Genomic DNA, 14,233 nt, shown 5'->3' with positions numbered 1-14,233 from the left:
TTGGCAAAATTAAGGAAATATAATGAGCATAGTTTATGCTTATCTTTGTTTTTTATGAATACAAAAAAACGAATCTTAATTGCACCTCTAAATTGGGGACTTGGTCACGCTACACGATGCATACCAATTATTCATGCTTTGTTAAAAAATAATTTTGAAGTAATTATAGCTAGTGATGGTGTTGCATTAATGTTATTAAAAAAAGAATTTCCTAAACTAGAAGCTATAGAACTGCCAACGTATAACATTGAATATGCTAAAAATGCAAAGCTGTTTAAATGGAAATTATTAAAAGATTCTCCAAAAGTTTTGAAAGCAATTAAAGCCGAAAAAAAAGCAATTAAAACCATTATTGAAACCCATTTTATAGATGGAGTTATTAGTGATAATAGATTGGGGTTACATAGCAAAAAAGTACCTTGTGTGTTTATAAGCCATCAACTTCAAGTTTTAAGCGGAAACACTACTTGGCTAAGCACCAAAATGCATCAAAAAATAATGAAACAATTTGATGTATGTTGGGTTCCTGATAATTTAGGAGAACCTAATTTAAGCGGAAAACTAGGTCATATTGATATGACAGAACTACCAACACGCTATCTAGGACCTTTAAGTAGATTTCATAAAAAAGAAACGAAAATAACTACAGATTTACTGGTTTTATTATCTGGCCCAGAACCACAACGAACACTTTTAGAAAACAAACTTATTGAAGAACTAAAAGCTTTTAAAGGAAAAATTGTTTTTGTAAAAGGGGTTATGGAAGAAACACAAACAAAAGTACAAGAAGGAAACATGACTATTTATAATTTTATGACTAGTACTTTACTAGAACAAACTATAAATGAAAGCGCATTGGTTGTATCGCGTTCTGGCTATACTACTATAATGGATTTAGCAAAATTAGAAAAGAAAGCTTTTTTTATACCAACTCCTGGGCAATTTGAACAAGAATATTTAGCAAAAAGACTTGATAGCTTAGGTATTGTGCCTTGTTGCAAACAAGAAGACTTTACTATAAACAAACTAGAAGCCGTAACGTTAAGTACTGGTTTAAAACAATTTGATTACGAGGTAAACTATAAAAAATTATTTAGCCTTTTCTAGAGTAAAAGAAAACTCACTTCCTACTTCAAATTCACTTTCTATATAAATTTTTTCATCATGTGCTTCAATAATATGTTTTACTATTGCTAAACCTAATCCGGAACCACCTTCTTTTCGCGAACCACTTTTATCTACTCTGTAAAAACGTTCAAATAATCTTGGTATGTGTTTTTTTTCTATGCCTTCGCCATTATCTGTTACGCGAATAATAATTTTATTTTTAATAAGGTTTTCTATACTAACTTCTGTGGTACCCTGTTGTCTTCCGTATTTAATAGAATTCACTATAAGGTTAGTTAATACTTGTTGTATACGTTCTTTATCTGCTACAACATAAATAGGCTCTTTATATTCTATATCAAAAGTTAAGGTAATGTGCTTTTTTGTTGCTTTCATTTCAAAAAGCTCAAAAACACTTTTTATTAATTCTACAATATCAAAAGTCTCAATATTTAAACTTAAATCACCAATTTCTAATTTGGTAATCATATCTAAATCTCTAACAATATAAATAAGTCTATCTACACCTTTATTAGCATTATTTAAATATTTTTCACGTACATTTTTGTCTTTTATAGCACCATCTAATAGAGTTAAAATATAACCTTGCACAGTAAACAAAGGAGTTTTAAGCTCGTGAGATACATTACCAAGAAATTCTTTTCTGTATTCCTCACGTACTTTTAACATTTCTATTTCTAACTTACGGTCTTTAGCATACTTATCTATTTCTTTAGTAAGCGTTGCCATATCTGTAGTAATTCTTTCTTTTTTTAATGTAGAAGACTCTAAAAGCGTAAGTTCATCATATACTTTTTTTACTCTTTTATAAATAAATTGCTCTACTCGATATTGAATAATAATAAATGAAGATACAAAACAAGTGATTGCTATGTATATAAATTGCACCCAATCTAGAGTATAAAATTTATATAAAAAAACACCCATTAAGAGCGTTAAAAAACAAGTGATGTATAATGCTGTTTTAAAAGCAAACTTGTACGTTTTTTTTAATTTTCTTTGCATTATTCTACAAACTTATAGCCAACACCTTTAACGGTTTTAAAGTAATCATCGCCAATTTTTTCTCTTAGTTTTCTTATATGCACATCTATTGTTCTTCCGCCAACTACCACTTCATTTCCCCAAACTTTATCTAGAATATCTTCTCTTTTAAAAACTTTTCCGGGTTTAGATGCCAATAAAGACAATAACTCAAATTCTTTTCTTGGTAAAATAATTTCTTCTCCTTTAAGCTCTATTTTATATTCATCTCTATTAATAACAAGACTACCTATTTTAACAATATTTTCACTTAGTTCTTCATCTTTAAAGCGTCTTAATAAAGCTTTTACTTTACTTACTAAAACTTTTGGTTTTATAGGCTTTGTTATATAATCATCTGCTCCAGCATCAAACCCTGCTACTTGTGAATAATCTTCGCCTCTAGCAGTTAAAAAGGTAATTATAGTTTTATCTAAACTATCTATTTTTCTAATTTGTTCACATGCTTCAATACCATCCATTTCTGGCATCATTACATCTAAAATAATAAGTTGTGGTTTTTCTTTTTTAGCTTTTTTTACTGCTTGTATACCATTTTCTGCGGTAATAACCTGGTATCCTTCTGTGGTTAAATTATACCCAACAATTTCAAGAATGTCTGGTTCATCATCAACCAATAATATTTTAATATCTTTCTTCTTCATGTATTTAAAGTAAAGTTAATGTAAAGATAAAATTAATCACAAAGATGCACAGGTTTAAAGATACAAATAACATTATAATAACATAAGAATTCACCTAACAAGTTTATATCCTTTAAAATAGGTATTACAAAGTATAATTCTAATACATAAGCAGATAGATAATGTTATCTTACTGTGAATAAATATATTTTCCTATGGCTAATAGCCAAATTTCTCATTATATTTGTATATTATAAATAAACTATACTATTATGAGAAAAATTTACTTTTTATTATTTACTTTAATTGCTAGCGCATCTTTTGGGCAAAACATTGCTGTTAATGGCGATTTTGAAAGTTGGACAGCTGGTGTTGTAGACTCATGGACTTCTGAGTCAGGTACTACAATAACACAAGAAACAATTACGGTTGCTGAAGGAACTTCTGCTGTAAACTTTGAAGTTACAACAGGAACACAAGGGAATACAGATTTTAGACAAGCTGTACCAGTTGTAGCTGGTGTAGCGTACGATGTATCTGTACAGATTTATCAAGTGGATGCTTTAAGTCAAGCTAGATTATATGCAGATGGATACCAAGGATATTCTGATGAAACTCTAGTAGGTGAATGGCAAACATTAAGTTATGTGTATAATGCTACTACCACTGGAGACGCTGATTTTGGTTTACGTTTTTATGATGCTGCAGGATTTACAGACTCCTCTTTTATTATTGTAGACAATTTTCAAATTGTAGCACAATCTACTCCTGGAATTGCAGTTACTGCTCCTACAGATGGTTCTAATATTTATACCACAGATGTAGATGTGGAATTAAGTGTTCAAAATTTTGACATACCTGCAGATGGAAATATAAAATATTCTGTTGATGGAGGATCTGACATCATAAAATCAGACACAACACCTATTGCTTTAACAGGTCTTGCTGCCGGATCTCATACTGTAAATCTAGAATTAGTAGATACAAGTAATAACTCTCTTAGTACTCCTGTAACTACTTCGGTTACTTTTACTATTATTGAAGTACAAACACTTCCTTTTATAGATTCTTTTGATTATACAGCTTCTGAAACTTTAGGAGAACAAACACCTTGGACTAATTATTTTTCTGGTGATGATATATTAGTAGAAACAGGAAGTTTGTCTTACTCTACATTAAACGGTATTGGAAATTCTATTTCTTTTGATGGTAGTGGTGCAGACCCTGTTGTTGAGTATACACCAACTAGCACAGGAACTATTTATGCTTCTTTTATGCTTAAAGTAACTAGTTTAGACGCTAGTGCAACAGATGGATATTTTGCTGTATTAAGAACCGATGGAGGCGATTACGCATCTAGATTATGGATTTCACCAACTGGTGCTACAACCTACCAAATAGGTATTAGTAATGGTGGTACTTTAACAGAAATTACTTCTGGAACAGACTTTAATATTGATGATGAAATATTTGTAGTTTTTAATTACGATATCGACAACGATCAAGTTAGTGCATGGCTTAACCCAACTTTAGGAGCTGCAGAACCTACTGCAGATATTACAGAAGCTTCTTCTTCAACTGCAAATACATTTTCTCAGTTTTTAATCAGACAAGATTCTGCAACAGAAACTCCAGGAATTGTTATGGATGAATTAAGAATAGGTACTCTTTGGGCAGAGGTAACACCAACTACTTTATCTACTTCTAATTTTAACAAAAATACTTTTGCAGTATACCCTAACCCTGTTACTAATGGTTTAGTAAATATTTCTAGCACATCTAACCAAGCTATTTCTGTTGCTGTTTTTGATGTTCTTGGAAAACAAGTTATCAACCAAACAGTAACTAACAACACTTTAAACGTTGCTTCTTTAAATAGCGGAATTTATATTGTAAAATTATCTCAAAACGGAAATGTTTCTACTAAGAAATTAGTGATTAAATAATTCGGTATAGATATTTAATACCCTAAAGCGCTACTTAAAAAAGTAGCGCTTTTTTTATGCGCAATTTTAAGATTACATTAATTAATTGTCTCCTGAATTTTATCATTTAAAAAGGAAAGAAAATACATCTCTTTTAATGACTGTCAACTACTTAAAAAGTATATTTTTGCGTAACTTAAATTATATAAACAAATATTAATGAAAAAAATTTACTTATTGCTTATTGCAATGACTGCTTTAAGCGCTTCGGCACAAACCACTATTGACTTTGATGATGCAGCTAATTGGTTAAATGGAGGATCAGGTTATTCTGATAAAACTTATGAAGAAGGGTTATTCTCTTTCACAAGCGTAAACAACCTACGTGAATCAGGCTCAAATGCATATGGTGGTTCTGGATATGCTTCTAGACTACAAAACAATTCTAGTTCAGAATTAACTGCAACAATAGCATCTGGTGGTGTAGATGCTTTTTCAGTACAAGTTAGAGCTTGGGACAATAGTCCTTCTCCAGATTTCGCATTAGAATACTCTGTTAATGCAGGTACTTCATGGGTACAAGTTGCAACCATAAACAATACCTCTTTAAACAATGATAACGAGTATGTTAGCTTTGGGGCTACTATTGCTAATCCTAATGATAATATTTTGATTAGATTTAAATCTAACGGTACTACAGAAAGAATTATAATAGACAACTTTACTTGGTCAGGATTTAGCAGTAACTGTGGCATAACTTATGGCACAACTACTTATACTTGTAGTACAAATACTATTGGAGATAATAACGATAGCGTAATCATTAACATACCATATTCTGGAATAGATGCAGCCATAACAGATGTTACAACGACATCTACAGGTACTATTGGAGGTGATAATCCTGCAATTATTGAAAACGGTACAATTACTATTACAGGGTTATCTGAAGGAGATAGTTGGGACATCAACCTAACTGGTGGTGACTGTGCTGCAATTATTGCATCTGGTATTGTACCTGCTAACCAATGTGACCCTAGTTTAAACACTTGTTTTGATATAAGTAATGGTACAGAAAAATTTGAAATATTTAATGCTGAAACTAGTACTGTATGGGAAGAAAACAGCGGTGTATATTCTGCAAACGGTTACTGTGGTTCTGGTTGTGAAGAAGCTGTAAACGGATGGTTAGTTTTTGGACCTCTTGACATTTCTGCAGTTTCTGGATTACTATTACAGTTTGATGCTTATGAAAACTATAGCGATACTCCTTTAGCAATAAACTATACAAGTAATTATGATGGTTGTCCTTCTAACACTGCATGGACCAATGCTCAAACATTAACAGGTAGCGATGAAGGTGCCATTGAAGTGGACCTATCTGCAGCAACAGGAACAGCCTTTTATATTGGTATACAATACCTTGATGATGGTGCAGACGGATACTCTGATTGGCAAATATCGAATGTACAATTAGCAACTTATGGCGCTTGCCCTGTATTAGGTACTAGAACTGCAGCAGACTGCTCAACACTATCTACTACAGAAACAACTGCTGATGTGTTTTCAATATACCCTAACCCAACTACAAACGGTTTAGTAAATATTACAAGTAAATTTAACGAAGCTATTTCTGTTACTGTTTTTGATATTCTTGGAAAACAAGTATTTAACCAAACAGTAACTAACAACACTTTAAACGTTGCTTCTTTAAATAGCGGTGTATACATTTTAAAGATTTCTCAAAACGGAAACGTTTCTACTAAAAGATTAGTAATTAAATAACATAGATAATAAGTTATTGTTAAAAGGATTGGTTGTAATACACCAATCCTTTTTTTTATAATATATTTGATAAAACAACTTAAAAAGCTGCGTATTATTATTTATTAAATGGCATAACAATCACTAAATTCAATTATTTATTATGAAAAAAATCTACTTTTTATTATTAACACTATTAATTACAACAAGCCTAGCTGCTCAAAATGTTTTCATTAACGAATTGCATTATGACAATACTGGAAGCGATACAGGCGAAGGGTTTGAAATAGCAGGTCCTGCTGGAACAGATTTATCTGGGTGGGAAGTTGTCCTTTACAATGGTAGTAATTCAAGCGAGTATGACACTGTTACATTATCTGGAATAATTCCAAATGAAGGTATGGGTTATGGAACACTAGCTTTTTTTAAAGCTGGAATTCAAAATGGTGCACCTGATGGATTAGCTCTAGTAGATAATACAGATACTATAATTCAATTTTTAAGTTACGAAGGAGTAATAACAATTAATGAGGGGACTGCTGAAGAAATGACTTCTACAGATATAGGTGTTTCGGAAACAAGCTCAACCCCTGTTGGAAGCTCTTTACAACTTATTGGTTCTGGTACTACTTATGGAGACTTTACTTGGAGTTCCCCTTCAACTAGCTCATTTGGATCACTTAATTCAAATCAAGGTTTTACTTTAGGAACAAACCTATTAGAAAGAACGACATTCTTTGTATACCCAAACCCTGTAACAAACGGAACAGTTACTATTAAAACAAACAACAACCAAGCTCTTCAAGTTTCTGTTTTTGATGTTTTAGGTAAACAAGTATTGGCTCAAAACGTAGCAAACCAAACTTTAAATGTTTCTAATTTAACTGCTGGAGTTTACATTTTAAAATTAACACAAAACGGAAATAGCACTACTAAAAAATTAGTAATTAAATAATTTCCTTTTTTTAGTATATAAAAAGCGTTGCTCTATAGAGTAACGCTTTTTTATTTTACATACTTTTGTTCTTCATTAAAAAGTCATGATTAACACAGACAATATATTTAGTATTAAAACCCAATTAGATTTTAAAACTGTAGCATTACAAATTTTTAAATTTCAATTTGAAAACAATGCTATATATCGTTCTTTTTGCGATTTGTTATACATACACCCTAGTGATGTAAAACGTATTGAAGACATTCCGTTTTTACCTATTTCATTTTTTAAAACTCATGAAGTTTTAAGTACTAAGGATAAAATTCAAGAAACATTTACCAGTAGTGGCACCACAGGAAGCATTACAAGTAAACACCAAGTAACTAATGTTTCTATTTACGAAGAAAGCTTTTTAAAAGGCTTTAAACACTTTTATGGTAATATTGAAGACTATACCATTCTTGCTTTGTTACCTAACTATTTAGAACGTGAAGGCTCTTCATTAATCTATATGGTTAACGATTTAATTAATAAATCTAAAAAACCAGAAAGCGGTTTTTATTTAAATAACCTTTCCGATTTAAAAACCAAATTAGAAACTTTAGACAACCAAGGCGAAAAAGTACTACTAATTGGAGTTTCTTTTGCATTATTAGACCTAGTAGAAAGTCATACCTTTAAATTAAACAATACCATTATTATGGAAACTGGAGGCATGAAAGGAAGACGAAAAGAATTAATAAGAGAAGAATTACACGCTATTTTAAAACAAGGTTTTGGCGTACAAAACATACACAGCGAGTATGGTATGACCGAATTATTAAGCCAAGCATACTCTACTGGAAATGGTGTTTTTAAATGTCCAAATTGGATGCAAGTTGTAACTCGTGATATTGAAGACGCATTAACCATACAATCAGCAGGAAAAACAGGAGGAATAAATGTTATAGATTTAGCAAATGTTAATTCTTGCTCTTTTATTGCTACTCAAGATTTAGGAAAAGTAAGCAATGATGGTTCTTTTCAAATACTTGGTAGGTTTGACCATAGCGACATAAGAGGCTGTAATTTAATGGTATTGTAATTTTATATTGTTTTTTTCGACCTATCAAAAAAGCAACATATGAAAACACTTATCTTATTCTTTATAACAGTTTGTACTATTCACGCGCAAGAAATAGATTACAATACAGATAAAGGGGTTGCTGCTGAAGGCTATGATGTGGTAGCATATTTTAACAACCAAGCCTTAGAAGGAAACAACACATACACAACACAACATAATGGTGTAACCTATTTATTTTCTACTAAAGAAAATTTAAATACATTTATTAAAAACCCAGAAAAATACAGTCCTCAATTTGGTGGTTATTGTGCTTATGCCATTGCTTTAAAATCTAAAAAAGTGGGCATTAATCCTGAAGCATTTCAAGTTATAAACAACAAACTATATCTATTTTATAATGCTTGGGGAACCAATACACTAAAACTTTGGAACGATGAAAACCCAAACCTATTACTTGAAAAAGCAAATACAAACTGGGAAAAAATAAAATATAAATAATGTAAGTTTCTTGATAAACAAGCGACTAAAATAATGCTAGAAAAAGAAAGATTAATTTTTTAGTTAATTGGTTAGTTTTAAAGCCTGGTTATTTTTAACCAGGCTTTTTATTTTTTTACAAACTACAAATGCTATTATAAAAAGAAAAATGCTCCTTACTTTAATAAAAGTAAGGAGCATTTAAAACAAAAAGTAATATATAAACTAAACTGCTTTAATAATGTAGGTATTACGTTTACCTTTATTAATAACTACGTAAGTATCATTAATTAAATCTTGATTTGTAATTTTATAATCTTCTTTTACCTTTTCTTTATTTACAGAAACCGAGTTTTCTTTTAAAGCTCTTCTAGCTTCACCATTAGAAGCCAAAAAGTTAGTTTGCGCAGCAAGTGCAGCAATCATATCTAATCCTGCTTCTATATCTTGTTTAGAAACCTCAGCTTGTGGTACACCTTCAAAAACATCTAAAAAAGTATTTTCATCTAAAGTATTTATATCTTCTTTAAAAGACTTGCTAAATAAAATATTAGATGCTTTTTCAGCATTTTCAAAATCTGATTTTGAATGTACCAAAGTAGTAACTTCTTCTGCTAAACGTTTTTGTAATATACGTAGGTGAGGCATTTGTTTGTGTTCTACTATTAAAGCATCAATAGTATCTTTATCTAAAAAAGTAAAAATTTTAATATACTTTTCTGCATCTTCATCACTTGTATTTAACCAAAATTGGTAAAATTTATAAACCGAAGTTTTATCTGCATCTAACCAAACGTTTCCTCCTTCACTTTTTCCAAATTTAGACCCATCTGCTTTAGTTATTAAAGGACAAGTCATAGCATAGGCTTTTGCTTCTTCACCAACGTTCATTCTTCTTACCAATTCTGTTCCTGTGGTAATGTTTCCCCATTGGTCGCTTCCTCCCATTTGTAATAAACAGTTATGTTGTTTATACAAGTGATAAAAATCATACCCTTGAATTAATTGGTAGGTAAACTCTGTAAAAGACATCCCTACGTTTCCTTCTTCGCCAGACAAACGTTTTTTAACAGAATCTTTTGCCATCATATAGTTTACAGTAATTCGCTTACCAACATCACGAGCAAAGTCTATAAAACTAAAGGTTTTCATCCAATCATAGTTGTTTACTAAAATTGGAGCGTTTTTTTCTTCCGAAGAAAAATTAAGAAAACGCGATAACACACGCTTAATTCCTGCAACATTATGGTTTAAAGTTGCTTCATCTAGCAGGTTACGCTCATCGCTTTTACCAGAAGGATCACCAATCATACCTGTAGCACCACCAACCAAAGCAATTGGTTTATGTCCTGCTTTTTCTAAATGCATTAATAAAATAATAGGAACCAAACTACCAATATGTAAGGAGTCTGATGTTGGATCAAAACCAATATAAGCAGTGGTCATCTCTTTATTTAATTGTTCTTCTGTTCCTGGCATGATATCATGTACCATTCCTCTCCACGTTAATTCTTCTACTAAATTATAGTTCATTTCTTATTTATTATACTAAAGTCTAGCAAAGATATGTTTATCCTTCAAAAGAGGAAAGAGAATAACAAAAAAGACTATTTTTGTTTTATGATTTTAGTTACAGGAGGAACAGGTTTAGTAGGCTCACATTTGCTTTTTGAATTGGTTAAAAACAACCAAAACATTCGTGCTATTTACAGAAATAAAGAAAAGTTAGAATCTGTAAAAAAAGTGTTTTCTTACTTTTCAGATGAAGTTACTATTCTTTTTAATAAAATAGAATGGGTAGAAGCAGATATATTAAATATTCCACAATTAACCGAAGCTTTTAAAGGTATAACAAAAGTGTACCATTGCGCTGCGTTTATTTCATTTGACCCAAAAGATTACCATACACTTAGAAAAACAAATATTGAAGGCACAGCAAATATTGTAAATTTAAGTCTTGCAAATAGTATTGAAAAACTATGTTATGTAAGTTCTATTGCTACTTTAGGAAACAAGGAAGACGCTAGTTTAATTGACGAAGAAATCTTTTGGAACCCAGAAGCAGACAACAGCGTGTACAGTATTACTAAAAATGGTGCAGAAATGGAAGTTTGGCGAGGCACACAAGAAGGTTTAGATGCTGTAATAATTAATCCTGGAATTATTTTAGGTGCTGGCTTTTGGCATGCTGGCAGTGGTTTACTCTTTAAAAAAGTGTATAACAAATTACCTTATTATGTTACAGGAACCACAGGATATGTTGATGTTATAGACGTTGTGCAATGCATGTTACTATTAATGAAAAGCAATATAGTAAACCAACGCTTTGTTGTAGTTGCTAAAAACTTAAGCTTTAAACAATGTACAGAAATTATTGCTAAGTATTTAAATATAGAATCTCCTAAAAAACAAGCTACTTCTTTAATGCTTGCTATTGGCTGGAGAGCCGATTGGTTAAAAAGTTTGCTTACAGGTAAACCTAGAATGTTTACCAAACAAAATGCTACATCGGCTTTAACTATTACAGATTATAACAACCAAAAAATTACCAAAGCATTAAATTATAATTTTACACCTATTGAAAAAACGATAGAAAGGGTTGCTAATCAATTTTTAAAAGAGCAATAATTTAATTATTTTGTATAGTTTTTTATCAGTCTTTTTTAGAAACTGCTGCTTTTAGTGGTTTGTTTAAATAGTTTTTAGTTGTGACACTTTTTAATTTAGATCGTTTAATAGAATCTTGCACTTTCTTTTGCTTGCTTTCTACTACATCTATTGCCTTATACTTATTTTTAAGCTTTGTTAAGCTGTCTTTAACTTGTTTATATATCTCGTTGTAAAGCTCTGTATTATACGTGTAGTAATAATTACTATTAGCAAATTGCGCACTATCTATTTCATGTTTTGCATAAATTTGCTCTTGTAATTTTACACCACTATTTTCTATTACTTTTTTATTAACCCCTTTTGCAGAATTATATAAAGACATATCTACTAAAACAGTAACCATTTTGTCTTTAGCAATAAGATTATCTGGTTTTTTAGGCTTATTCTTGTTGTAACAAGAAACAAATAACAGCAAAAAAGATATATAAATAAGGTGTTTCATTATCTGTTAAATGTTAATTGTTTAGCAGCTTTAACATCATAAAACTTAAAATTTTTATACGCTAAACTTCCATTTACAAAGGTATGTGTTATTCTTGACTTAAAGGTTGTACCTTCAAAAGGAGACCAACCACATTTGTACAAAATATTATCTTTTTTAACTGTCCAAGGACTACTTAAATCTACCAATACTAAATCTGCAAAATATCCTTCTTTTATAAATCCGCGTTTTTCTACTTCAAATAATACAGCAGGATTATGGCACATTTTTTCTACTAACTTTTCTAAGGTAATTTTTCCTCTATGGTGCATTTCTAACATTGCAGGAAGTGCGTGTTGCACTAAAGGGCCACCAGAAGGAGCTTTTGTATATACATTTTTCTTTTCTTCTAAAGTATGTGGCGCATGATCTGTAGCTATAACATCTATTCTATCATCTAATAAAGCTTTCCATAAGCCATCTTTATCTTTTTGTGATTTTACAGCAGGATTCCATTTAATAAAGGTGCCTTTACTATCGTAATCTTTATCTGTAAACCATAAGTGGTGCACACAAACCTCAGCTGTTATTTTTTTATCTTTTAAAGGAATTTTATTAGTAAATAAACTTGTTTCTTTAGCAGTTGACAAATGAAAAACGTGTAACCTTGCTCCTGTTTTTTTAGCAAGTTCTATAGCTTTTGAAGAAGATAAGTAACAAGCTTCTTCGCTTCTAATATCTGGATGGTGTTTAATTGGTATATCATCACCAAATTTTTCTACATATTCTGCTAAGTTACTTTTAATAGTACCTTCATCTTCACAATGCACAGCAATAAGTAGTTTTGTACTAGAGAATATTTTTTCTAGTACTTCTGGGTTATCTACCAACATATTTCCGGTAGAAGAACCTAAAAACAACTTTAAAGCTGCTACCTGTTTCGGGTCTACTTTTAAAATTTCATCTAGGTTATCATTGGTTCCGCCAAACATAAAAGAATAGTTAGCCGAAGAGGTTTTTGCTGCTATTTCAAACTTTTCATTTAATTTCTCTATGGTTGTAGTTTGCGGATTGGTGTTTGGCATTTCAATAAAAGAGGTAATACCACCAGCTATTGCAGCCTTAGACTCTGTTTCTATATTTGCCTTGTGTGTTAATCCTGGTTCTCTAAAATGTACTTGATCATCAATAACACCTGGAAGCAAATAATTATCTTCTGCATCAAAAATATGTACATCAGCAGATTTTGCACTAATAGATTCGCTTATTTCTTTAATGTACTCTCCTTCAATAAGAATATCACCATGAAAGATGCTGCCTTCATTTACAATTCTTGCATTCTTAATTAGTGTTTGTTTGTGTTGCATTTTCTTTATTTACTTTATTTGCTTTTTTAAATATACTTTTAAACTTCATAGAAATCACTCCAAAAATTGCTTCAGAAATAATACCTGAACTTAATTTAGATTCTCCTTTGGTTCTATCTGTAAAAATAACTGGAATTTCTTTTATTATAAAATTTTTACAGTAGGCATTGAATTTCATTTCTATTTGAAAAGCATAGCCTTTAAATTTTATTTTATCTAAATTAAAAGATTCTAATACTTCTCTTTTATAACATACAAATCCTGCTGTAGTATCATGTATTTTCATACGTGTAATAAAACGCACATATTTAGATGCTAAATAAGAAAGTAAGACTCTACTCATGGGCCAATTTACAACATTTACTCCTTTTACATATCGTGATCCTATGGCTAAATCTGCTCCTTCTACATGACAGGTATGGTATAAACGTGTTAAATCTTTTGGATTATGAGAAAAATCTGCATCCATTTCAAAAATATAACGATAGTCTCTTTTTAAACACCATTTAAAACCGTGAATATAAGCAGTACCTAAACCAGATTTTTCTTTTCTAACTTCTAGATGTAAACGACCAGGAAACTGTTCTTGTAATTCTTTTACTTTTTGTGCTGTTAAATCTGGAGACGAGTCATCTACCACTAAAACATCAAACGCTTTTTCAAGAGAAAACACAGCTCTAATAATAGCCTCTATGTTTTCTATTTCGTTGTATGTTGGTATGATTATAATAGCGTCTTGCATAAAAAGCATTTAATTTTAGCAAATGTAAGCTATTTAAAAGTTTATTTTTTTTAAATATTCCTTAAAAAA

Annotated in this window: 13 protein-coding genes; 7 read left to right on the top strand and 6 right to left on the bottom strand. The window is 30.7% G+C overall.

What is annotated here, in order from left to right; translation table 11 throughout:
- Window positions 1–54: 54 nt before the first annotated feature.
- Complete coding sequence (locus KO494_RS05840; RefSeq protein ID WP_215966668.1) at window positions 55–1,107, top strand: glycosyltransferase; 1,053 nt, start codon at window positions 55–57, stop codon at window positions 1,105–1,107.
- Here the strand turns inward: KO494_RS05840 and KO494_RS05835 are convergent.
- Window positions 1,090–2,133 (bottom strand): cell wall metabolism sensor histidine kinase WalK, encoded by a 1,044-nt coding sequence (locus KO494_RS05835; protein ID WP_215966667.1) that lies wholly within the window; start codon window positions 2,131–2,133, stop codon window positions 1,090–1,092. The genes KO494_RS05840 and KO494_RS05835 overlap by 18 nt on opposite strands.
- Complete coding sequence (locus KO494_RS05830) at window positions 2,133–2,816, bottom strand: response regulator transcription factor (protein ID WP_215966666.1); 684 nt, start codon at window positions 2,814–2,816, stop codon at window positions 2,133–2,135. The genes KO494_RS05835 and KO494_RS05830 overlap by 1 nt, the downstream gene beginning before the upstream one ends.
- Window positions 2,817–3,067: 251 nt before the next feature.
- On the opposite strand from KO494_RS05830, the gene KO494_RS05825 reads away from it, so the two are divergent.
- The 5 genes from KO494_RS05825 (at window position 3,068) to KO494_RS05805 (ending at window position 8,985) form a co-directional block, all read left to right on the top strand.
- On the top strand, window positions 3,068–4,741 hold the full coding sequence (locus KO494_RS05825) for a T9SS type A sorting domain-containing protein (protein WP_215966665.1): 1,674 nt from the start codon (window positions 3,068–3,070) through the stop codon (window positions 4,739–4,741).
- 198 nt (window positions 4,742–4,939) lie between these two features.
- Window positions 4,940–6,505: a T9SS type A sorting domain-containing protein gene (locus KO494_RS05820; protein ID WP_215966664.1), complete on the top strand. Its 1,566-nt coding sequence runs from the start codon at window positions 4,940–4,942 to the stop codon at window positions 6,503–6,505.
- A 142-nt stretch (window positions 6,506–6,647) separates the two neighbouring features.
- Window positions 6,648–7,439 carry a T9SS type A sorting domain-containing protein gene (locus tag KO494_RS05815; RefSeq protein ID WP_215966663.1) on the top strand — a complete coding sequence of 264 codons (792 nt, stop codon included), beginning with the start codon at window positions 6,648–6,650 and terminating at the stop codon, window positions 7,437–7,439.
- A gap of 85 nt (window positions 7,440–7,524) precedes the next feature.
- Window positions 7,525–8,505 (top strand): acyl transferase, encoded by a 981-nt coding sequence (locus KO494_RS05810; protein ID WP_215966662.1) that lies wholly within the window; start codon window positions 7,525–7,527, stop codon window positions 8,503–8,505.
- Window positions 8,506–8,544: 39 nt separating this feature from the next.
- Window positions 8,545–8,985, top strand: coding sequence for a YHS domain-containing (seleno)protein (locus KO494_RS05805; RefSeq protein WP_215966661.1), 441 nt, complete (start codon window positions 8,545–8,547; stop codon window positions 8,983–8,985).
- A gap of 204 nt (window positions 8,986–9,189) precedes the next feature.
- Here the strand turns inward: KO494_RS05805 and tyrS are convergent, their stop codons facing one another.
- A complete protein-coding gene (tyrS, locus tag KO494_RS05800) occupies window positions 9,190–10,497 on the bottom strand; it encodes a tyrosine--tRNA ligase (RefSeq protein WP_215966660.1) in 1,308 nt (435 codons plus the stop codon).
- 87 nt (window positions 10,498–10,584) lie between these two features.
- Here tyrS and KO494_RS05795 point away from each other — a divergent pair, with 87 nt between their 5' ends.
- Window positions 10,585–11,592, top strand: coding sequence for an NAD-dependent epimerase/dehydratase family protein (locus KO494_RS05795; protein WP_215966659.1), 1,008 nt, complete (start codon window positions 10,585–10,587; stop codon window positions 11,590–11,592).
- 25 nt (window positions 11,593–11,617) lie between these two features.
- Here the strand turns inward: KO494_RS05795 and KO494_RS05790 are convergent, their stop codons facing one another.
- The 3 genes from KO494_RS05790 to KO494_RS05780 are packed head-to-tail and all read right to left on the bottom strand — an operon-like array spanning window position 11,618 to window position 14,164.
- Entirely contained in the window at window positions 11,618–12,076 is a 459-nt protein-coding gene (locus tag KO494_RS05790) for a DUF4296 domain-containing protein (RefSeq protein WP_215966658.1), read from the bottom strand.
- Window positions 12,076–13,422 (bottom strand): dihydroorotase, encoded by a 1,347-nt coding sequence (locus KO494_RS05785; protein ID WP_215966657.1) that lies wholly within the window; start codon window positions 13,420–13,422, stop codon window positions 12,076–12,078. Before KO494_RS05785 ends, KO494_RS05790 begins: the two co-directional genes overlap by 1 nt.
- A complete protein-coding gene (locus KO494_RS05780) occupies window positions 13,397–14,164 on the bottom strand; it encodes a polyprenol monophosphomannose synthase (RefSeq protein ID WP_215966656.1) in 768 nt (255 codons plus the stop codon). Before KO494_RS05780 ends, KO494_RS05785 begins: the two co-directional genes overlap by 26 nt.
- Window positions 14,165–14,233: the final 69 nt, after the last annotated feature.

This window comes from Lacinutrix sp. C3R15, assembly GCF_018860825.1.
GTDB lineage: Bacteria > Bacteroidota > Bacteroidia > Flavobacteriales > Flavobacteriaceae > Oceanihabitans.
This window is presented reverse-complemented; position numbering and strand designations above follow the sequence as displayed.

Coding starts and splice junctions, on each gene's coding strand:
- KO494_RS05780 (WP_215966656.1), bottom strand. CDS start 14,164: ATGCAAGACGCTATTATAATCATACCAACATACAACGAAATAGAAAAC.
- KO494_RS05835 (WP_215966667.1), bottom strand. CDS start 2,133: ATGCAAAGAAAATTAAAAAAAACGTACAAGTTTGCTTTTAAAACAGCA.
- KO494_RS05795 (WP_215966659.1), top strand. CDS start 10,585: ATGATTTTAGTTACAGGAGGAACAGGTTTAGTAGGCTCACATTTGCTT.
- KO494_RS05825 (WP_215966665.1), top strand. CDS start 3,068: ATGAGAAAAATTTACTTTTTATTATTTACTTTAATTGCTAGCGCATCT.
- tyrS (WP_215966660.1), bottom strand. CDS start 10,497: ATGAACTATAATTTAGTAGAAGAATTAACGTGGAGAGGAATGGTACAT.
- KO494_RS05815 (WP_215966663.1), top strand. CDS start 6,648: ATGAAAAAAATCTACTTTTTATTATTAACACTATTAATTACAACAAGC.
- KO494_RS05820 (WP_215966664.1), top strand. CDS start 4,940: ATGAAAAAAATTTACTTATTGCTTATTGCAATGACTGCTTTAAGCGCT.
- KO494_RS05830 (WP_215966666.1), bottom strand. CDS start 2,816: ATGAAGAAGAAAGATATTAAAATATTATTGGTTGATGATGAACCAGAC.
- KO494_RS05790 (WP_215966658.1), bottom strand. CDS start 12,076: ATGAAACACCTTATTTATATATCTTTTTTGCTGTTATTTGTTTCTTGT.
- KO494_RS05805 (WP_215966661.1), top strand. CDS start 8,545: ATGAAAACACTTATCTTATTCTTTATAACAGTTTGTACTATTCACGCG.
- KO494_RS05810 (WP_215966662.1), top strand. CDS start 7,525: ATGATTAACACAGACAATATATTTAGTATTAAAACCCAATTAGATTTT.
- KO494_RS05785 (WP_215966657.1), bottom strand. CDS start 13,422: ATGCAACACAAACAAACACTAATTAAGAATGCAAGAATTGTAAATGAA.
- KO494_RS05840 (WP_215966668.1), top strand. CDS start 55: ATGAATACAAAAAAACGAATCTTAATTGCACCTCTAAATTGGGGACTT.